Origin of the sequence: Streptomyces sp. NBC_01304, assembly GCF_035975855.1 — a bacterium.
In the GTDB taxonomy this organism is placed as follows: domain Bacteria; phylum Actinomycetota; class Actinomycetes; order Streptomycetales; family Streptomycetaceae; genus Streptomyces.
This window is the reverse complement of the sequence record NZ_CP109055.1, coordinates 9,087,244-9,104,123: the sequence shown is the minus strand read 5'-3', so window position 1 is coordinate 9,104,123 and position 16,880 is coordinate 9,087,244. Positions and strand designations below refer to the sequence as shown.

Here is a 16,880-nt window from a genome sequence, read left to right as displayed (position 1 = left end):
CGGCCCGGGCCACCATGACTTGCGTTGCGAGGTACGCAGCATGCATCAGGCGATCGCACCCCATGAAGTCCAGCGGGCCTCGGCACATGTACCGGCGCCGGGGACGGCCGCCCTGCTCACGGAAGTCGTCGAACTGCGCGCCGCGAAGGATCAGTTGAGTCGGGCCCTGGCCAGCCGCTCCGTGATCGACCAGGCGCGCGGCATGGTGACGGTCCTGGCGCCGTGTTCCACTGAGCGGGCCTGGGGCCTGCTGGTGGACGTCTCGCAGCACTGCAACGTCAAACTCCGGGACGTGGCAGAGGCCCTGGTCGCCACGGCCGAGGGCGAGCCGCTCCCCGAACAGATCCGGCGCGAGCTGCGCCGGGCGCTGCGGCGCCTCCACGCGGCCGACCGGGCATGAGGGTTGACGGCTTCAAGAAGCGGCACCGGGAGCTGTTGTTCCAACTCGCCGGTGCCTTCGTCCGCCGCCGGCTGTCGAACGCCCCTGTCGGGTTGCCCGCCTCGCGGATCGCAAACCCTCACCGACGGCTGAGGAAGGGCCCGGACGGCTCGCCACCGACGATACCGGAGCCGGGGCTGTCGGCGGCCTCGCCGCGGTGGTAGTCGACAGGCATGCCGAAGATGTCTTCCGATGCCGCGGACCGTTCGTCTCCTGTGATCCGGCTGCGCCGTGCGATCCGTGATTCGCCGGCCGGGCGGGGCTGGAGGCGGAGTGGCGACGTCGAACTGGGGCCTCGGGCCCTGGGGTTCGCGGCGCTGGGATTCCTTGCTCTGGTGCCGCTGCTGATCGTTGTTTCCGCGACCGCTCCGGAGCGTGGGCGGGGGTTCGCGACGTGGCTGGGGGACGGGCTCGGTGTGTCGATCGCCGCCCGGGAACACATCCGGCAGTTGTTCTCCCGGCCCGGGCAGGTGCTGCAGACCACGACCGCGTTCGGTCTCGCCGCCCTGGCCGTCTTCGGGCTGTCCTTCGCAGCGGTGATGCAGACCGGCTACGAGAAGGTCTGGGAGCTGGCCTCGGCCCGCTGGTACGCGCGGTGGCGGCAGGTGCTGTGGCTCGCCGTACTCATCGGCTTCCTCTACCTGTCGGCCACCACCACCCTGTGGCGCCACTCGGAGGTCGGAACACTGGCCGCGATGCTGAGCACCGTCCTGTTCTTCTGGTGGTCGCAACGGATCCTCCTCGGCGGTCGGATCGCATGGCATGCCCTGCTGCCCGGCGCGGTGGCCACGGCACTCGGGCTTCTCGGCCTGCGGGTCTTCTCCCGCCTCGTGTTCTCGCCGTTGATCGCCTCCAGCGTCGTTACGTACGGCCCCTTCGGAACCGTCCTGGTGATCCAGTCCTGGCTGGTCGGCGTGGGTGTCGTCGTCTTCGGCGGGGCGCTTGCCGGTCGTGTGCTGCATGAGGAACTGCCCCGCTTGGCCCATGCCGTGCGGCAGCGGACGCAGAGACGAACCTGATGCCGGCACAACGTGGACCTCCCCGATCCGCGACTGATCCGTGGCTTTCGGGCAACTCACCTGGACATGGCCGAGAAGGCGTCCCGTACGCCGCGCGACGAGACCAAGTTGGAACAGGCCGACCGCAACTACGGTGAACCGCTCCAGGAGTTGCGGATCATCCAGACCGGGGTCCAATTCCTGTTCGCCTTCCTGCTGACCCTGGCCTTCACACCCCCGCTTCGCCACCCTCGACACCCCCCAGCGTGCCGTATACATCACCACGCTGCTGCTCGCCGTGCTCGCGGCGGACCTGTTCACCACGCCGGCCGCGCTGCACCGCACGCTGTTCCAGCGCGGGGCCAAGCCCGAGATCGTACGGACCTCCTCGCGCCTGGCCGGGGCTGGCATGAGCGTGCTGATGCTGGCCATGACCGGTTCTGTGCTGCTCGTCGTCGACGTCGTGCTCGGCCGGGTCGAGGGAGCGGTCGCGGGGAGTGCGACGGTGCTGGTGTGCGGCGGGCTGTGGGGGCTGCTGCCGCAGCTCGTCAGAAGGCACGCCGCGCGAGCCGCGGCCCGGGCAGCCTGCTCCCCGGCAGTAGACCCAGGCCGAGAAGTGCCGCGGGTCCCCTAGTGACGCCGAGCGCATCGAACTGGCGGCCAGGGGAACTCGTGGACGGCGGGCATGTACTCGCACCCACCGTTGGGGGAGGACATCGTGGCGTCATCTCAAGCACGCGGGAAGCGGCGGACCGCAGGCGCCGCAACCCGGCGCTCCGCGGAGGATCAGACGCTGTCCGCCGCAGGGCGGGCGGGGTTCGCGGCGCGCGGCGTCGTGTACGTCCTCATCGGCGCCCTGGCCGTACAGATGGCCGTGGGCACCGGCGGGAAGTCGGCAGACCGGCAGGGCGCGCTGGCGAAGATCGCCGAGCAGCCCTTCGGGAAGATCATGCTGTGGGTGCTGGCCGTGGGCTTCGGCTCCATGGCGCTGTGGCGAGCCTCCCGAGCGGTCCTGGCCAGGGGCCCGCACCGGAAGACTCCCTCGCGGCTCCTCGACGGTGGCCGGGCGCTGTTCTACGGATTCATCTGCTGGGCCACCGCCATCTACGCCGCAGGCGGCGGGCAGGGCTCCAGTGGCAACGCCAAGTCGAAGGACTGGACAGCCTCCGTGCTGAAACTCGCCTACGGCCAGGTGCTGGTCGCCGCCGGGGGATGCCTCCTGATCGGTATCGGCGTGGTGCTCGCGGCACGGGCGGCGATGCGTAAATTCCTGCGACAGCTCGACACCACCGCCATGTCCCCCCGCACGCAACAGATCGTCACCGGCCTTGGTATCGGCGGTGGTGTGGCCCGCGGCATCGTGTTCGCAGCGGCCGGCATCTTCATCCTGATCGCAGCCATCCAGTTCGACGCCGACGAGGCCAAAGGCGTCGACGCCACACTCCGCAGCTTCACCCAGACCCCGATCGGGCCGTGGCTGCTCGTCGCCGTCGCGATCGGACTGATCCTCTTCGGCGTCTTCTCCTTCGCCTCCGCGCGCTGGCGCCGCCTGTGAAAACATCCCTCAACCAGCTTGGGGTGCACAGATCCGGACCGGCTCCGTGGCCCGGCCTGTCGAAGGCACGAAGTCACTAGGGCGCCGGCAGGTACACGGTCAGCGCACGCGGCGACTTGTCGAGGATGAGAGTGCCGGCGCTTGGGCTGACTTCCCCGTCGCGGGTGTAGTCCCCCATCGGTCCCACTGCGTCGATACGCAGCCGGGTCGCGGTGGTGGCCTGGTAAACGCGGGACCGGGCGAGGGTTCCGGTGAGGAACGCGGTGATCAGCCGGGTGCGGGCGAAGGGGTGCCTGCCGTCGACGATGCGGATGTCGAGCAGTCCGTCGTCGAGGCTGCGGCGGTAGGAGGGGGCGAAACCGGCCGGTTCGTAGCGGCTGTTGCCGGCAAAGAGCAGCCATAGTCGGCGGCGTTGCCCGTCAATGTTGACTTCGTTGGGTGCGCCGTCGGCGAGGACGCGCAGGAGGCCCGTGCAGAGTGCGGGCCACTTGCCGAGGCGTGCCTCGCGGGCTTCGCGGGCCCGGACGAGTTCGGCGTAGACGCCGATGCTGAAGGTGTTGAGGAAGTACATGCCGGGGCCGTCGCCGGTGACCCGGCCGAGGTCGACGGCTCCGCCGCAGCCCGCCTCCACGGCATCCGCGGTGGACTTGAGCGTCGGCAGCCCGAGATCGGTGGCGAAGTGGTTGAGGGTGCCGCCGGGGAACACGGCCAGCGGCAGTCCGCTCTCGGCGGCCAGGACCGCCGCCGCGTTGACCGTCCCGTCGCCGCCGACCACACCGAGCGCACCACCCTCCTGGGCGAGCACGTCCTTGGCGGCCTGGCCGAGCACCAGATGCAGATCGACGCCACTGTCACAGACTCGTATCTCCGCCTGCGGCAAGAGAGTTCGCAGTTCGGCCTCTGCCGGGGTGTCGCCGCCCGCGCCGTTGTTGACGACTGCGATCAGCCCGCGTCCTGCGGGGAGCGCGGGCACGGGGACGTTCGGCCGGGCGGCGTCGGCGGGCTGGTCCACGTGCAGCGGCCACCAGCGACAGGTGGCCACCGCCATGCCGATTCCGACCGCGACGCCTTCGATGACGGCGGCCGGCGAGCGAGGGCCGATGCGGGCAGCGGCTATTGCGGCGGCGAGGGGGGTGAGAGCGGCTCCCGGCCAGGGCGACTCCAGCACCGCGGCGGTCACGAAAGCAGCGGCAGCGGCCGAGTGCCCGCAGGGGGGCGCCTTCGTGAGGTACTGCTCGGAACTCGGTCGGCCCGACATCGACCTGGCGGTGATGGCAGCGGCGGCGGAGGCCAAGGCCAGTGAGCCGGTACCGCGCAGGGCGGCGCGACGTGCACGGGGGTTGCCGGAGGCGGCCATGGCGGCCGCACCGGTCAGCCACGGTAGCCAGGGGTGGGTCGAGACTATCTGTGCGACGTGCCGTGTGCCGGGTACGCGGAGGTCTCTCATGCCCGCCGGGTACCCGCCACGACGACGAACACGCGGTCGGCCGTCCGCCTGCTGTGCTCTCGGAGGTGCTGCCGGGTGCAGGCGTCCAGCTGTCATGCGGATGCCGTACGAGACCTCCGCCGGGCCGTTCCGTTTGGTGCCGCCGGCCGCGGCTACCCGACTGTGCACAGCCCGACGTGCGGGCTCATCCACCGGAAGGCACACCATGTCCACCGGTTTCCTCATCGCCCTGCTCGTGGTGGTGGTCCTCATCGCCGGTCTGCTGGCCGTCAAGTTCCTCGTGGGCAAGGGCGCGAGCGGACTGCGCCGCCGCTTCGGCCCCGAGTACGAGCGCACCGTGGCCCAGTACGACGGCGACACCACAGCGGCCAAGAAGGACCTCGACGGCCGGATCCACCGCCACGGCAACCTGAAGATCCACCCTTTGACGGCCGAGGCATACGACCAGTACGCCGCCGAATGGTCCTACGCCCAGGAGGAGTTCGTCGACGACCCCGCCAAGGCGGCGGCCCATGCCGACGGGATCCTCAGCGGGCTCGCCCGCGAGCACGGCTTCCCAGCCGACCCGTACCGGGAGCAGCTCGCCGCTCTCTCGGTGCACCACCCGCAGCACCTGGAGAGCTACCGCCGCCTGCACGCGGCCGTCCACCGCACTGACAAAGGCCAGGCCAATACGGAGGAGCTGCGCGAACTTTTCGTGCACGCCCGCGCCTTCTACGACGACCTTGCCGGCGAGCGGCCCGGGGACCCGGACACCCATCACGACGCGGATACAGACGACAGCGACGAGCCCGAGCGGCGCCCCTGGGGGACGCTGCGGCGCCGCGACACCAGCCGAGGGAGCACACCGTGACCGAGCCCCAGCAACCCGAGCCCCCGCAGTTCGCGCGCAGGCCCGATCCTCAGGAACCCATGTCCATGTCGGAGCCCCGGCAGCCCACTCCCGCCGCGGAGCCCGGCACGGCACTCCCGCCGGGGGAGTGCGACAAGCTGCAACTGCGCCTCCATCACGCCGTCAACGGCTTCGTGGACGCACCACGGCCCGCGGTCGAGGAAGCCGACGCGCTGCTCGGTGAACTCATCGCCAAGGTCGGCCAGATCCTCGGCGAGCGCCACGCCATGATGCGCGAGTCCTGGCAAGACGCGACCGGCGATTCCGTCACCGAGGACCTGCGTACCGCACTGCGCGAATACCGCAGCCTCGCCGAACGACTCCTGCGCCTCTGATCCGGGTCCACCCCGCGTCCGAGGAGTCCACCTGGCCCGCGGAGGATATGGCGCAGCCCGTTTGAGTGCGCCACACGGGGGAACTCGCCCGTCGTGCTTCAGACCGGAGGCACGCCCGTGGGAGCAGCTGACGCTGCTCCCCAGCGCGCCGCGGTCCACACGCTCCCACGGTGAGGGACACCACCGACCGGGGAGACACGTGCCCATGACGTACACACCCGCGCAGAGCACCCGCGGCGCACGACGCACCCACCCCCACGACGACAGCCCGGACACCACCGCCGCGTTCGCCCGTATCGCCGCCCTGCCCGACGGCCCGGAGAAGTCCGCGCTGCAGCAGGAGGTGGTGTGTGTCTGGATGCCGATGGCCGTACGCCTCGCCCGCCGGTACCAGCATCGAGGCGAATCCTTCGAAGACCTCGTCCAAGTCGCCCACCTGGGCCTGGTCAAGGCGGTCTCCCGCTTCGACCCGGAGCGCGGTGCCGCATTTCCAAGCTTTGCCATACCGACGATCCTCGGCGCAATGAAACGGCACTTCCGGGACGGCCTCTGGGGGGTCCATGTGCCGCGACACGTACAGGAGTTACGCATGAAGGTCAGGGCCGCGAGCGGGGAAATGGGCTGCTCGCTCGACTCCCGAGGGCCCACGATCCAGGAGATCGCCGCGTACACGGGCCTGACCGAGGCCGAGGTGCGCCTTGGACAAGGGGCTCTGGAGAGCTTCGCCCTGCTGTCACTGGATGCGGGGCCCGTCTTCTCCGCGGATGGCCGTACCTTGGCCGACACTCTTGGTGATGTCGAGCCCGGCTTCGACTGGATCGTCAACCGTGAAGCCCTTCGGCCGCTGCTGAAGGCGCTGCCCGAACGCGAACAGAAGATCCTCTACCTGAGGTTCTTCCGCGAGATGACACAGCGCAGCATCGCCGAGCAGTTCGGCATCTCCCAGATGCACGTCTCCCGCCTGATCAGCGGCACTTGTGCGCGCCTGCGTGACCAAGTGATGGCCGAGACCGACGGGCTGCAGAAGGCTTCCTGATGTCAGCCCGAGTACGAGGGCAGGCAGGACCCGGCATCCCGGGTTCGCCACACCACGAAGACCGAGACGCTCTCCGTCGCGGGGCCAGGTTCACTGTCGGCGGCCGTCCAGGCGGCGGGGGTCGGGCCAGTGCACATCGGTGGCCCAGCCGAGTCGTTCGAAGAGGCGGATGGCGGCGGCGGTCGGGTCGAGCTGGCCGCGGTCGACGCCATGCCGGGCGCAAGTGGGCTCGGCATGGTGGAGGTTGTGCCAACTCTCGCCGAACGAGAGGAGCGCCAAGGGCCAGAGATTGGTCGCGCGGTCGTGGCGGCGGGTGCGGAAGGGGCGTTCGCCGATCATGTGGCACAGCGAGTTCACGCTCCACGTCACATGCTGGAGCAAAGCGACCCGGACAAGTCCCGCCCACAGAAGGGCGGTCAGCGCATCGTGCAGGGTGCCGCCGATGGCCCAGCCGATCGCGAACGGCAGAGCCAGGGAGATCACGCACAGGGCAGGGAATGCACGCGCGAGGGCGCGCGTGGAGCGGTCGGCGAGCAGGTCGGGCGCATAACGGTCGGCCGGGCTGGAGTCGCCGGCGAACAGCCAGCCGACGTGGGCATGGACCAGGCCGCGGAACTGACCTCGCACGCCGGTGCCGTAGCGGAACGGCGAGTGCGGGTCGCCCGGCCGGTCGGTGAAGGCATGGTGGCGGCGGTGGGTGGCCACCCAGCCGATCACATCTCCCTGAAAGCTCATGGACCCGGCCACGCCAAGCAGGAGGCGCAGCGCGGGGGCGGCGGTAAAGCTCCGGTGGGTCAACAGCCGGTGAAAGCCCACCGTGATGCCCAGACCGGTCAAGACATAGAAGACGACGGCCAGTACGACGTCGACAGGACCGAGCACATTGCCCCACAGCACCCATCCGGCCAGCACCACCGCCAGGAAGGGGAAGGCCACGATGACGGCGGTCGCCGCCAGCTGCCATCGCGCGCCCGGCGTGCGGAGCAACGGCGCCGTACGGGGAAAGGGCGATGTCCCGTCGTATGCGGGCCTCGGCGGCACCGGCCGGATCTCGGGTTCTGCGTGCAGGGACATCCTGGACTCCTCGACTCGTAGCAAAGACGACGCGGCCGAGCTCCAGGGCTGCTCACCATGACAAGGTTGCGATCACTCTGCTGCTTGGCGCGGCGACGGGGCTATGCCGTGAATGCCGGGGAGAGCGTGGTCGCCGCCGTGGAACGGGTGGAGGGCGGGGAGCTGTCGCAGTGGACGTCTCCCTCAGCGCCGGCGTCCACGGCCTCGGCCCCGGGCAGCCCATCCGGACCCGACACCGCCCGAGTGCAGCGCGAGGAGGGCAAGTCCGACGAGCATGAGACTGGTCGGACTGAAGATCGCCTCGGTCGACGTCTCGGTGACGTGAATGATGAAGGCGATGACGAAGAGCACAGCCGCTGCGAATGCGAGCATCTACCTACTCCTGCCAGGGGGGCGATGCGCCCCAACCCACTGGCGAGGTCTGCGTCGCTGTCGGCCGAGTTCCCCCGTATCAGGCAGTCATTCGGGCGCTCCCAGGTTTCAATTCGGCCATCGGGGCGAGTCGTTGGCTATGGCCAGACGCTACGGCGGAAACCCCGCGGGGACGGCTATCCTCCTCATCGCGGACATCGCAGCACTGATCCTGATCCTCTGGATCGCCCTCTTCCTCCTCGACGCGAACACCGCCAACAGCGCGGTGGACTGGATCCACGACGCGGCGAACTGGCTCTCAGGCTGGTCGCGCAACCTGTTCACCATCGAGTCCGACAACTGGCGCACCGTGGTCAACTACGGCCTGCCCGCACTCGTTTACCTCCTGATCGGCCACGCAGTCGCCGGACGCGTCAACCGGGCCTGACGCCCACTTCGTCCTCGCGCCACCGATCCCTGACACATTCGGCCAAGCGACGGTGTTCAGTCGTCCAGGCCGGCGAGGGGTTCGGAGTCGTCGATGAACGCTCGGGCCACATCGGACAGGCGCCGGTTGTGTGCCCGGGCGTAGCCGCGCAGCGCGCTGAAGGCTTGTTCCATGTCGATGTTCTGGCGTTCGGCGAGTTTGCCCTTGGCCTGCTCGATCAGTACGCGGCTGTTGAGCGCGTTCTGGAGCTGTTCGTTGAGGATGGTGCTGCGATGGGTGGAGCGTTGCTGCAGCAAGCTGATCGTGGCGACGTCGGCCAGGGCCTGGGCGATGGAAGCCTCGAGCGGGTCGAAGGGACCCGGGGCGGCGCGGAAGAGATTGAGGGCGCCGACGACCTCGTCCCGCAGGCGCATCGGCACGGCCTGGACCGCGTAGAACCCGCACAGGTCTGCTGCCTCGGTGAACCGCGGCCACCGCTCGGTCTGCGTGCTCAAGTCCGCCACGGTCACCGGCACGCCGCTGTGGAAGCACTCCAGGCAGGGGCCTTCGTTGCTTTGGATCTGGAAGAGTTCCAGGAGGCGTACCTGCTCGTCGGAGGCGGCCATGACGCGCAGTTCACCGTTGTGGTCGGCAAGCAGGACGCCGGCGGCGGTGACGTCGAGCATGCCCACGCACCGGTCGGTCAACAGGCGCAGGAAGTCGATCAGGTCGAAGTCGGCGACCAGGTTGTCGGCCAGTTCGACGAAGGTTTCGGCCAGCAGCTGCTCATTCATCGGTCACACCCTCGATCGACTCTAGTACGGCCCCCACAAGGCGGAAAGTGCAGCGCAGCGTCTTCGCCGGACCGCGCGAGGTTGTCAGCCATCGTCATCGCCCGGGTCCGTGTCATCAGTGAGGTGAAGCCTGTGGGCCACCACATCGGCGGCGACATCGGAGAGACGGAGCTCGTGGGCGAACGCGTAAGCACGCAACCGGATGAAGGCTTCCTCGATGCCGATGTCGAGCTGGACCATGAGCGCGCCGGTGGCCTGGTCGATTTCGGCCCGGTATCCGCCCAGATCCTCAGTGTCTTCGTGCGCGGTGCCCGTGGTGGGGGGTGCTCCTGTCGCGTCGATCTGCGTGCCGAGCAGGACGAGGGTGGCCGTGTCGGCGAAGGCCAGGGCATCGGCCAATTCCTCCACGTCCAGCGTGCCGGGCACGTCGGCGTACAGATCGAGGACTCCTGGGCTGATCGCACCGATCTGCAGGGGGAAGGCGAAGACCGCGCGCGCCCCGGCCTCCAGGGCCGCATTGGCAAACACCGACCAGCAGTCTTGCAGTTCAGCCGCGCGTAGATCTGGGGTCAGGACGGCGCGCTGATGGGTGAAGGCATCCACGCAGGGCCCCTCGCCGAGAGTGAGCTGTAGTTCCTCCAACTGCTCACTGATGTCGTCGGTGCTGCACAGGGGATAGCTCGCCGCACTCTTGGACATCGCGGACACCCCGGCTCCGCTGACCGGCAACGCGACCACCGCTGCCGTGCACACGTCCATCACGCCGACCCGTCCACCTCGCTGGGCCGCCTGTTCGGCGACCAGCAACTGGATCCGGACCGACCGGCCGTTGGACCTCATCCGGGCCACCGGGTCCAGGCATGGTGGGCAAGCCCCTCCAGCCTCTGGGTCGTCCGTTCCCCGACGGGCAGCACCAGCACCCGGAACACCGTGGGACCGGCAGGACGCCAGATGTCGCCGAGGTCCCGCCATCCCCAGGACCGTATGGAATCGAGAGCAGGACGATCTCCCTGAGCCACCAGGGTGACGCCCAACGACGCCTGGTGATCGGCAAGTATCCGCTCCTGTAGACGGCCGGCCACCTCCAACTCCTGTGCATGTGGGCGGACCAGGAGATGGGTGACCGCGAACACACCGCCGGACTCGGTGAGTTGCTCGACGCTGAGCGGCAGTGCGCCGTCGAAGCCAAGCCACCAGGAGCCGTCCCTGCGGACCGGATATCCGAACGCGCACCCGGCCAGGTCCACCGTCTCCGCGATCACCATGGCGAACCCCGGCCGCCGGGCATCGCCACTGAGACAGCTCAGGAATTCGAGGCGGCTGCGACTGCGGAAGGACTCGCTGGGAGGTGCCGCACAGGACTCCTCGTACAGGTCGGCGAGGTCCTCCCGCATGTCTTCTGCCAGCCAGCGGTTCACCCGACGTACACGCACTCCGCCCTTGGCGGGAGATCCCTCGCTGCCGGGCTTTCGTGACAGCCCTCGACCGGGCCGGGCCTTCACAGCACACCGCCCGAGGCGGCAGGCGCGACGGGGGCGAGGCGGCGCAGCGTCTCGAAGCACGGCACGGGCAGCGTTGCCGACATGGGTGCGGGAACGGGGTTTGGCAGGAGAGCCGTTGCCGGGGTGGGCGCAGGGCTTGAGAGGAGGAAGGTGCAGCGGGCGAGGGTGATCATCCGGGTCAGCATGGGTGGCGGGTAGTGCAGCTGGAGCGAGCCGCCGGCCGTGCTGATCTGCTGAGCCGTCTCGATGAAGGCGTTGAGGCCGGTGCAGTCGCAGAAGATGACGGGGGTGAGGTCGATGTCGAATGTGCGGATGCCGTCGCGCAGACATCGCTCCAGCGTCTCGCGCAGCAGGGGTACGGACTCCAGGTCGATCTCACCGGACAGGGTGATCAGGGCCCGGGTGTTCCGGTCGTGCCGGTAGACGTTCAATTGCGGTAACGCCATGGCGCCTCGGTTCGCAAGACCCGCCGGGCAGTTGCAGCACGACGGAGCCGGGGTTCTCGGGCACCGGGCGTGCTCTCGGCGGGGTGTAGGTACGGCGGAGGCAGGTGGAAGGCCGGTCCAGTAGAAGAGGAACCCGCCAGTCCCCCAGGGGGATGCGTCAGGTGAGGGGACGAGCAATCCGCTACCCGCAGCCATCCGTTGGAGCAACAACGAGCCGCCGGGGTCTGGGACGTCCACCGCTGAGCATAGTCCCCGTAACGTCCCGACGGGGTGGCCAGAAGTCGAGTACGCCGGGGTGCCGAAAAGGAATGTGGCGCCGTGCGCGCATATTCGGTGTCCAGCAAGGAACTTGGACCTGCAGGGCGAAACACGGCCGTCGGCGGCCACCCGGGTACGCCAGGCAGTGGAGCGCCCCAGGAGGTGGCTTCCGATGACGGAGCCGAACAGTTCCACCCTGCAGAAAGCCAAGCCTGATGAGTCCGGCACCGGCAGGGGCACGATCCTGCCGGCCGCATCTGAGCTGCAAGGCAAGACGACCATCGCGGACGGAGTCGTGGAGAAGATTGCTGGGATTGCCGCGCGGGAGGTTCCAGGAATTCACTCCCTGGGCGGCGGATTCACCCGCACCATCGGCGCGATGCGCGACCGGGTCCCCGGCGGACGCGCGAGCGTGGGACGCGGCGTCAAGGTCGAAGTCGGCGAGAAGCAGACCGCCATCGACCTTCAGGTCGTCGTGGAATACGGGATCAGCATCACCGACATCGCCGCAGAGGTCCGCGAGAACGTGATCGGCGCGGTGGAACGGATGACGGGCCTGGAAGTCGTCGAGGTGAACATCGCGGTCAACGACGTGCACCTGCCGGACGACGACGAGCCGGACGACGGCGTGAGCCGGGTCGAGTAGCTCCATTCACGCCGACGCACACGCGCGACCACTGGGCGGCGGTCGCGTGTCGCGGGCTCGTCGCTCGAGGTCGAAAAAGACGCGCTGCCGGTGGCTTCGCCCCAACCGCATGGGGACCCGCGCCCCGGAGAACCAAAGATGGCGGCGTCATATATCCGCCTGGCGATCACCCACCGTACTGACAACAGGCAGGGGTTTTCGCCTCGTCTCCGCTGGTAGCGTCGCCTTTTGCTGGGGAGGATCTGGGGAGTTTCCACCCCTCCGGGGGAGCGCGTGGGGAGAATCAGCTGCATGAACCAGCACGAACGTGAATCGCCCTGAAAGATGCATCCGCGCAGATCAGCCATGGTTTTGGCGGCATCTCCGCAGGTCAGCGCCCCCAGCTGGACGACTACATGACGTACGTTCCGAGATCGTCGGCCTCGACGATGCCGGGGAGCGAGCCGCCCTCACGCAAGGGCGTGACATAGCGCGTCGCTGTGACTTCGGTGAGCATCGCCCCAGGTTACTGCCGGGGCAGGGGGTGTTCGATCGGCCGGCGATCTGCCTACATTGCCGCGATGGAATCGTCTGCGCCCATCGATCGCTTTCCTCTTCAGTTCGCCCGCACCCGCCGGTTCTCGCTCGGCACTCCGCGTGCCTTCACGGTCTCGCCCGACGGGGAGCGGGTGCTCTTCCTGCGCAGCACCGGGGGCGAGGACCCGGTGAGCCGCCTGTGGGAGTACGACGTCGTCTCCGGCGAGGAGCGCATGCTGGCCGACCCGTCGGCGCTCGGCGGGAACGGCCCGGTCCCGGAGGCCGAGCGCATCCGGCGCGAGCGGGCGCGCGAGTTCTCCGACGGCGTGGTCGGGTATGCCGTCGACCGCCACGCGCGCGTGGTCGCGTTCGCGCTGGGCGGCGCGCTGTGGGTGCTGCCCGCGGACGGGCCGGGCCCGGTCCGGGTCCCCACCGCGGGGCCGGTGGTCGACCCCCGCCCCTCCCCGGACGGCTCGCTGGTCGCGTACGTCACGGGCGGTGCGCTGCACGTCGTACGCGTCGACGGCACGGACGACCGGCTGCTCGCGGCGCCGGAGGCGGACGACGTGACGTACGGCCTGAGCGACCACACGGCCGCCGAGTCCCTGGGCCGCCCCCGGGCCCATTGGTGGGCGCCGGACGGCAGCGCCCTGCTGGTCGCCCGCGTGGACACGTCCCCGGTGCGGCGCTGGTACCTCTCCGACCCGGCACATCCCGAGCGGGCGCCCCGCGCGATCCGCTTCCCGGCGGCCGGCACCGCCAACTCCCGTACCAGCCTGCACATCCTCGGCCTCGACGGCTCCCGCACCGACGTACGCATGCCCGAGGAGCCCGCCGCCGGGACCCACCCCGAAGGGGTCTGGACCGACCCCGCCTTCGAGTACGTCACCACCGCGGCCTGGGACGGACACGGCCCGCTGATCTCCCTGCAGACCCGCGACCAGCGCTCCGCCTGCACCTTCGCCGTCGATCCCGCCACCGGCGGCTGCGAACTCCTGCACCACCAGCGCGACTTGGCGTGGGCGGACCAGCTCCCCGGCACTCCGGCCCGCACGGCGGCGGGCGCGCTGATCGTCCCCTGGAGCGAGGGCGACTCCCGCGGGCTGCGCGTGGGCGAGGCCCGCACACCGCACGGACTGCAGGTCGGTGAGGTGCTGTCCGTCGCCGGGGACCGCGTCGTGTTCACCGCGAGCGAGGAGCCGACCGAGGTCCATTCGTGGTCGTACGCTCCCGACGAGGGCTTCGTCCGGATCAGCGAGGAGCCCGGCGTGCACTTCGCCGAGCCCGGCGGACCCACCCTCGTCCTGGACAGCCTCACCTTCGAAGGGCGGCAGGTCCGGGTCCGGCGTGACGGCAAGGCGACCGGACAGATCGCCGTACGCACCCAAGAACCTCTGGTCAAGGCCGCGCCCCTGCATCTCAGGCTCGGGGAGCGGGAGTTGCGCAGCGCCCTGTACCTGCCCACCGGGTACGCACCGGGCAGCGGGCGGCTTCCGGTGCTGCTCGATCCGTACGCCGGGCCCGGGCACCGGGTGGTGCTGCGCGGGCGGACCTGGAGCGCGACGGTGTCGCAGTGGTTCGCCGACCAGGGCTTCGCGGTCCTGGTGACCGACGGGCGGGGCACTCCCGGGCGCGGCAGGGACTGGGAAACGTCCATCCACGGCGACACGTTGGGGCCGGTCCTCGAGGACCAGGTGGACGCCCTGCACGCCGCCGCTGAGCGGTGTCCCGACCTCGACCTGGAGCGGGTCGCCATCCGCGGCTGGTCCTTCGGCGGCTTCCTCGCGGCGGGCGCGGTGCTGCACCGGCCGGACGTCTTCCACGCCGCCGTCGCGGGCGCCCCGCCCACCGACCAGCGCCTGTACGACACCTTCTGGAAGGAGCGGTTCCTCGGCCATCCCGATGTCACCCCGGAGCACTACGACCGCTGCTCGCTCGTGCCGTACGCGGACCGGCTGACCCGGCCGCTGCTCCTGATCCAAGGGCTCGCCGACGACAACGTGGTGCCGGCCCACACGTTCCGCTTCTCCGCCGCGCTGCTCGCGGCCGGGCGCCCGCACCAGGTGCTGCCGCTGGCCACGGCCACGCACGCGGCGAACGGGGAAGGTGTGGCCGATGCGCTGTTGCTGCACCAACTGGACTTCCTGAAGACTGCGTTGAACCTCTGAAAACGTTGAGGATTTGAACATCTCCGATGCGCCACCCGTACGACACAGCAGACGAAGCAAGCGCCTGAACCGTCAAGGGGAGAGCAGCATGACCGTTTCACAGGAGTCGGCACCGACGGCCGCGCAGGAACCGGCGCCGCCGGAGCGCGGGCCCCGGCCCTCCCGGCGCACCGTCGTCGCGGCGGCGGGCGCCGTCGGACTCGCGGCCGCCCTCGTGGCGTGCGGCGACTCCGAGGAACCGAAGGCCGGAACCGCGCCCACCGGCGGCGCCAAGGGCGAGCTCGCCAAGACCTCGGACATCCCGGAGGGCGGCGGCAAGGTGTTCAAGGACCAGGGCGTCGTGGTCACCCAGCCGTCCGCCGGCGAGTTCAAGGCGTTCTCCGCCGAGTGCACCCACAAGGGCTGCCCGGTCAAGGATGTCGCCGACGGCACCATCAACTGCGTCTGTCACGGCAGCAAGTACGACGTCGCCGACGGCAGCGTGAAGGACGGCCCGGCACCCCGGCCACTGCCCGCCGCCAAGATCACCGTCACCGGGGACTCCATCCAGCTCGCGTGACGCGTTGCCGGCTCGCCCGGCTCATCGCCGGCTCGCGTGATGCGTTCCGGGCCCACGCCGCGCCGGCCATGGGCTCGCGCGGCGCGCTCAGGCCCGGGCGGCCCGGCGCGGGTGCTTCCAGGCGGTGAGCACATCGTCGCTGGTCAGCACGGTGGCGACCAGCGAGAGCGTGTTCCGGACCAGCACCGGGGTGTAGTCGGCGGGCACCCCGGCGATGGCATCCGCCGGTACGACGGCCGTGTAGCCGAGATTCACCGCGTCGAACACGGCGTTGGGTACGGCCACATTGGACGAGACCCCGGTGACGATCAGGGTGCGGCAGCCGAGGTTGCGAAGGAGCGCGTCGACGTCCGTGCCGGCGATGGGCGAGACGCCGTGCAGCCGGCGCACCACGAGGTCCTCCTCCGCGACCTCGATGGGCGGCGCAATCCGTACCGCCTTGGTACCGGACAGCTGCTGCACGGGCAGCCGCGCGGCGGCCTTGAAGAGCCGCGCGTTGTGGTTGGCGCCGCGTCCGTCGGGCCGCCGCTCGGCCACCGCGTGCAGCACCTGTACGCCCGCGGTGTGCGCGGCCGCGACGAGGCGGGCGACATTGCCGAGGGCCCCCGACTCGCGGGCCACCGCGGCAAGTTCGGGGAGCGCGCTCTCCGTGCCGACGACGCCCTGCTGGCACTCGACGGTGAGCAGCACGGTGGTGGCGGGGTCGAGGAGTTCGGCGAGGGCTTCGGTCGACGGCATGGGTCCCCCTGGCGAGTAGGCGGCACGCGGACGAGTGGACGGCGCGTGGGCAACGGGTGGCACGCGAGATCCGCGCGAGGGTAACCCCCATTGCGTACCGGCGGAAGAGACCGCATTCTTTTCTGACGCACAGTCAGAACCTGGTTCGCGCCGGGCCGTCGCCGTACGTCGCCACAAGGGGAGAGCATGTCCGTCACACAGCGCAGGGGCCGCAAGATCATGATGACGCCCGACGAACTGGACGCCTTCCTCACCGAACAGCGCACCTGCCGGGTCGCCACGATCTCGGCCGACGGCGCCCCGCACGCGAGCACGCTGTGGTTCACCTGGGACGGCAGCTCGCTGTGGCTGTACTCGATCACGCGCAGCAAGCGCTGGGCCGATCTGCGCCGGGACCAGCGGATCGCGGTGGTGATCGACTCCGGCGAGGAGTACGGCGAGCTGCGCGGCGTGGAGCTCTCGGGGACGGTGGAGTTCGTGGGCGAGGCCCCGCGCACCGGGGAGCCGTGCCCCGAACTCGAGGAACCGGAGCGGGTGTTCGCGCGCAAGAACTTCGGGATGGACACCATGCCGCACGACGGCCGGCACGCCTGGGCCCGTCTGACGCCGGACTCGATCGCCTCGTGGGACTTCCGCAAGCTCACGGTGCTCCGCTAGGGCTTGGCTCACGGATCACTGCTCCGTCAGGGCTTGCCTCAC

19 protein-coding genes and 2 pseudogenes are annotated in these 16,880 nt (G+C 70.0%); 12 read left to right on the top strand and 9 right to left on the bottom strand.

Annotated features, from left to right (window positions below; genetic code table 11):
• Nucleotides 1–40 precede the first annotated feature (40 nt).
• The 4 genes and pseudogenes from OG430_RS40520 to OG430_RS40505 all read left to right on the top strand — a co-directional run bounded on the left by OG430_RS40520 (nucleotide 41) and on the right by OG430_RS40505 (nucleotide 2,992).
• On the top strand, nucleotides 41–400 hold the full coding sequence (locus tag OG430_RS40520; RefSeq protein WP_327357655.1) for an ANTAR domain-containing protein: 360 nt from the start codon (nucleotides 41–43) through the stop codon (nucleotides 398–400).
• A gap of 221 nt (nucleotides 401–621) precedes the next feature.
• The gene (locus tag OG430_RS40515; protein ID WP_327357654.1) at nucleotides 622–1,458 is read left to right on the top strand and encodes a ribonuclease BN; all 837 of its coding nucleotides are present in this window, start codon (nucleotides 622–624) and stop codon (nucleotides 1,456–1,458) included.
• A 66-nt stretch (nucleotides 1,459–1,524) separates the two neighbouring features.
• Nucleotides 1,525–2,071, top strand: a pseudogene (locus tag OG430_RS40510) (DUF6328 family protein).
• A gap of 81 nt (nucleotides 2,072–2,152) precedes the next feature.
• Nucleotides 2,153–2,992: a DUF1206 domain-containing protein gene (locus tag OG430_RS40505; RefSeq protein ID WP_442816765.1), complete on the top strand. Its 840-nt coding sequence runs from the start codon at nucleotides 2,153–2,155 to the stop codon at nucleotides 2,990–2,992.
• 76 nt (nucleotides 2,993–3,068) lie between these two features.
• On the opposite strand, the gene OG430_RS40500 is transcribed toward OG430_RS40505, so the two are convergent.
• Complete coding sequence (locus OG430_RS40500; protein ID WP_327357652.1) at nucleotides 3,069–4,439, bottom strand: diacylglycerol/lipid kinase family protein; 1,371 nt, start codon at nucleotides 4,437–4,439, stop codon at nucleotides 3,069–3,071.
• A gap of 205 nt (nucleotides 4,440–4,644) precedes the next feature.
• Here OG430_RS40500 and OG430_RS40495 point away from each other — a divergent pair, with 205 nt between their 5' ends.
• The 3 genes from OG430_RS40495 (at nucleotide 4,645) to OG430_RS40485 (ending at nucleotide 6,702) form a co-directional block, all read left to right on the top strand.
• Nucleotides 4,645–5,292 carry a hypothetical protein gene (locus OG430_RS40495; RefSeq protein ID WP_327357651.1) on the top strand — a complete coding sequence of 216 codons (648 nt, stop codon included), beginning with the start codon at nucleotides 4,645–4,647 and terminating at the stop codon, nucleotides 5,290–5,292.
• Complete coding sequence (locus OG430_RS40490) at nucleotides 5,289–5,666, top strand: hypothetical protein (protein WP_327357650.1); 378 nt, start codon at nucleotides 5,289–5,291, stop codon at nucleotides 5,664–5,666. Before OG430_RS40495 ends, OG430_RS40490 begins: the two co-directional genes overlap by 4 nt.
• A 205-nt stretch (nucleotides 5,667–5,871) precedes the next feature.
• Nucleotides 5,872–6,702, top strand: a complete 831-nt coding sequence (locus OG430_RS40485) for a SigB/SigF/SigG family RNA polymerase sigma factor (RefSeq protein WP_327357649.1) — start codon at nucleotides 5,872–5,874, stop codon at nucleotides 6,700–6,702.
• 90 nt (nucleotides 6,703–6,792) lie between these two features.
• Here OG430_RS40485 and OG430_RS40480 read toward each other — a convergent pair whose 3' ends face one another.
• Nucleotides 6,793–7,776 carry an acyl-CoA desaturase gene (locus OG430_RS40480; RefSeq protein ID WP_327357647.1) on the bottom strand — a complete coding sequence of 328 codons (984 nt, stop codon included), beginning with the start codon at nucleotides 7,774–7,776 and terminating at the stop codon, nucleotides 6,793–6,795.
• A 183-nt stretch (nucleotides 7,777–7,959) separates the two neighbouring features.
• The gene (locus tag OG430_RS40475; RefSeq protein WP_327357646.1) at nucleotides 7,960–8,148 is read right to left on the bottom strand and encodes a hypothetical protein; all 189 of its coding nucleotides are present in this window, start codon (nucleotides 8,146–8,148) and stop codon (nucleotides 7,960–7,962) included.
• A 139-nt stretch (nucleotides 8,149–8,287) separates the two neighbouring features.
• Between OG430_RS40475 and OG430_RS40470 the strand changes: the two genes are divergently transcribed.
• Complete coding sequence (locus OG430_RS40470) at nucleotides 8,288–8,575, top strand: hypothetical protein (protein ID WP_327357645.1); 288 nt, start codon at nucleotides 8,288–8,290, stop codon at nucleotides 8,573–8,575.
• A gap of 56 nt (nucleotides 8,576–8,631) precedes the next feature.
• Here OG430_RS40470 and OG430_RS40465 read toward each other — a convergent pair whose 3' ends face one another.
• The 4 genes from OG430_RS40465 to OG430_RS40450 all read right to left on the bottom strand — a co-directional run bounded on the left by OG430_RS40465 (nucleotide 8,632) and on the right by OG430_RS40450 (nucleotide 11,296).
• Nucleotides 8,632–9,348 (bottom strand): GAF and ANTAR domain-containing protein, encoded by a 717-nt coding sequence (locus OG430_RS40465; RefSeq protein WP_327357644.1) that lies wholly within the window; start codon nucleotides 9,346–9,348, stop codon nucleotides 8,632–8,634.
• Between the two features lie 84 nt (nucleotides 9,349–9,432).
• Nucleotides 9,433–10,155, bottom strand: coding sequence for a GAF and ANTAR domain-containing protein (locus OG430_RS40460; protein WP_327357643.1), 723 nt, complete (start codon nucleotides 10,153–10,155; stop codon nucleotides 9,433–9,435).
• A gap of 29 nt (nucleotides 10,156–10,184) precedes the next feature.
• Complete coding sequence (locus tag OG430_RS40455; RefSeq protein ID WP_327357642.1) at nucleotides 10,185–10,742, bottom strand: hypothetical protein; 558 nt, start codon at nucleotides 10,740–10,742, stop codon at nucleotides 10,185–10,187.
• 104 nt (nucleotides 10,743–10,846) lie between these two features.
• Nucleotides 10,847–11,296: an STAS domain-containing protein gene (locus tag OG430_RS40450; protein ID WP_327357641.1), complete on the bottom strand. Its 450-nt coding sequence runs from the start codon at nucleotides 11,294–11,296 to the stop codon at nucleotides 10,847–10,849.
• Between the two features lie 430 nt (nucleotides 11,297–11,726).
• Here OG430_RS40450 and OG430_RS40445 point away from each other — a divergent pair, with 430 nt between their 5' ends.
• Nucleotides 11,727–12,200: an Asp23/Gls24 family envelope stress response protein gene (locus tag OG430_RS40445; protein WP_327359443.1), complete on the top strand. Its 474-nt coding sequence runs from the start codon at nucleotides 11,727–11,729 to the stop codon at nucleotides 12,198–12,200.
• A 394-nt stretch (nucleotides 12,201–12,594) separates the two neighbouring features.
• Here OG430_RS40445 and OG430_RS49560 read toward each other — a convergent pair.
• A pseudogene (locus OG430_RS49560) lies at nucleotides 12,595–12,696 on the bottom strand (HipA family kinase); the annotation flags it as partial.
• Between the two features lie 64 nt (nucleotides 12,697–12,760).
• Between OG430_RS49560 and OG430_RS40440 the strand changes: the two are divergent.
• Complete coding sequence (locus tag OG430_RS40440) at nucleotides 12,761–14,884, top strand: prolyl oligopeptidase family serine peptidase (protein ID WP_327357640.1); 2,124 nt, start codon at nucleotides 12,761–12,763, stop codon at nucleotides 14,882–14,884.
• Nucleotides 14,885–14,972: 88 nt separating this feature from the next.
• On the top strand, nucleotides 14,973–15,443 hold the full coding sequence (locus OG430_RS40435) for a Rieske (2Fe-2S) protein (RefSeq protein ID WP_327357639.1): 471 nt from the start codon (nucleotides 14,973–14,975) through the stop codon (nucleotides 15,441–15,443).
• An 87-nt stretch (nucleotides 15,444–15,530) separates the two neighbouring features.
• Here the strand turns inward: OG430_RS40435 and OG430_RS40430 are convergent, their stop codons facing one another.
• Entirely contained in the window at nucleotides 15,531–16,181 is a 651-nt protein-coding gene (locus tag OG430_RS40430) for an isochorismatase family protein (RefSeq protein WP_327357638.1), read from the bottom strand.
• A gap of 186 nt (nucleotides 16,182–16,367) precedes the next feature.
• Here OG430_RS40430 and OG430_RS40425 point away from each other — a divergent pair, with 186 nt between their 5' ends.
• Complete coding sequence (locus OG430_RS40425; protein WP_327357637.1) at nucleotides 16,368–16,838, top strand: pyridoxamine 5'-phosphate oxidase family protein; 471 nt, start codon at nucleotides 16,368–16,370, stop codon at nucleotides 16,836–16,838.
• The last annotated feature ends 42 nt before the right edge of the window (nucleotides 16,839–16,880 follow it).

Excerpts from the sequence above, each read along its gene's own strand:
- OG430_RS40520 (WP_327357655.1), top strand. The coding sequence starts at position 41 with ATGCATCAGGCGATCGCACCCCATGAAGTCCAGCGGGCCTCGGCACAT.
- OG430_RS40515 (WP_327357654.1), top strand. The coding sequence starts at position 622 with ATGTCTTCCGATGCCGCGGACCGTTCGTCTCCTGTGATCCGGCTGCGC.
- OG430_RS40500 (WP_327357652.1), bottom strand. The coding sequence starts at position 4,439 with ATGAGAGACCTCCGCGTACCCGGCACACGGCACGTCGCACAGATAGTC.
- OG430_RS40495 (WP_327357651.1), top strand. The coding sequence starts at position 4,645 with ATGTCCACCGGTTTCCTCATCGCCCTGCTCGTGGTGGTGGTCCTCATC.
- OG430_RS40485 (WP_327357649.1), top strand. The coding sequence starts at position 5,872 with ATGACGTACACACCCGCGCAGAGCACCCGCGGCGCACGACGCACCCAC.
- OG430_RS40480 (WP_327357647.1), bottom strand. The coding sequence starts at position 7,776 with ATGTCCCTGCACGCAGAACCCGAGATCCGGCCGGTGCCGCCGAGGCCC.
- OG430_RS40475 (WP_327357646.1), bottom strand. The coding sequence starts at position 8,148 with ATGCTCGCATTCGCAGCGGCTGTGCTCTTCGTCATCGCCTTCATCATT.
- OG430_RS40470 (WP_327357645.1), top strand. The coding sequence starts at position 8,288 with ATGGCCAGACGCTACGGCGGAAACCCCGCGGGGACGGCTATCCTCCTC.
- OG430_RS40465 (WP_327357644.1), bottom strand. The coding sequence starts at position 9,348 with ATGAATGAGCAGCTGCTGGCCGAAACCTTCGTCGAACTGGCCGACAAC.
- OG430_RS40455 (WP_327357642.1), bottom strand. The coding sequence starts at position 10,742 with ATGCGGGAGGACCTCGCCGACCTGTACGAGGAGTCCTGTGCGGCACCT.
- OG430_RS40450 (WP_327357641.1), bottom strand. The coding sequence starts at position 11,296 with ATGGCGTTACCGCAATTGAACGTCTACCGGCACGACCGGAACACCCGG.
- OG430_RS40445 (WP_327359443.1), top strand. The coding sequence starts at position 11,727 with ATGACGGAGCCGAACAGTTCCACCCTGCAGAAAGCCAAGCCTGATGAG.
- OG430_RS40440 (WP_327357640.1), top strand. The coding sequence starts at position 12,761 with ATGGAATCGTCTGCGCCCATCGATCGCTTTCCTCTTCAGTTCGCCCGC.
- OG430_RS40435 (WP_327357639.1), top strand. The coding sequence starts at position 14,973 with ATGACCGTTTCACAGGAGTCGGCACCGACGGCCGCGCAGGAACCGGCG.
- OG430_RS40430 (WP_327357638.1), bottom strand. The coding sequence starts at position 16,181 with ATGCCGTCGACCGAAGCCCTCGCCGAACTCCTCGACCCCGCCACCACC.
- OG430_RS40425 (WP_327357637.1), top strand. The coding sequence starts at position 16,368 with ATGTCCGTCACACAGCGCAGGGGCCGCAAGATCATGATGACGCCCGAC.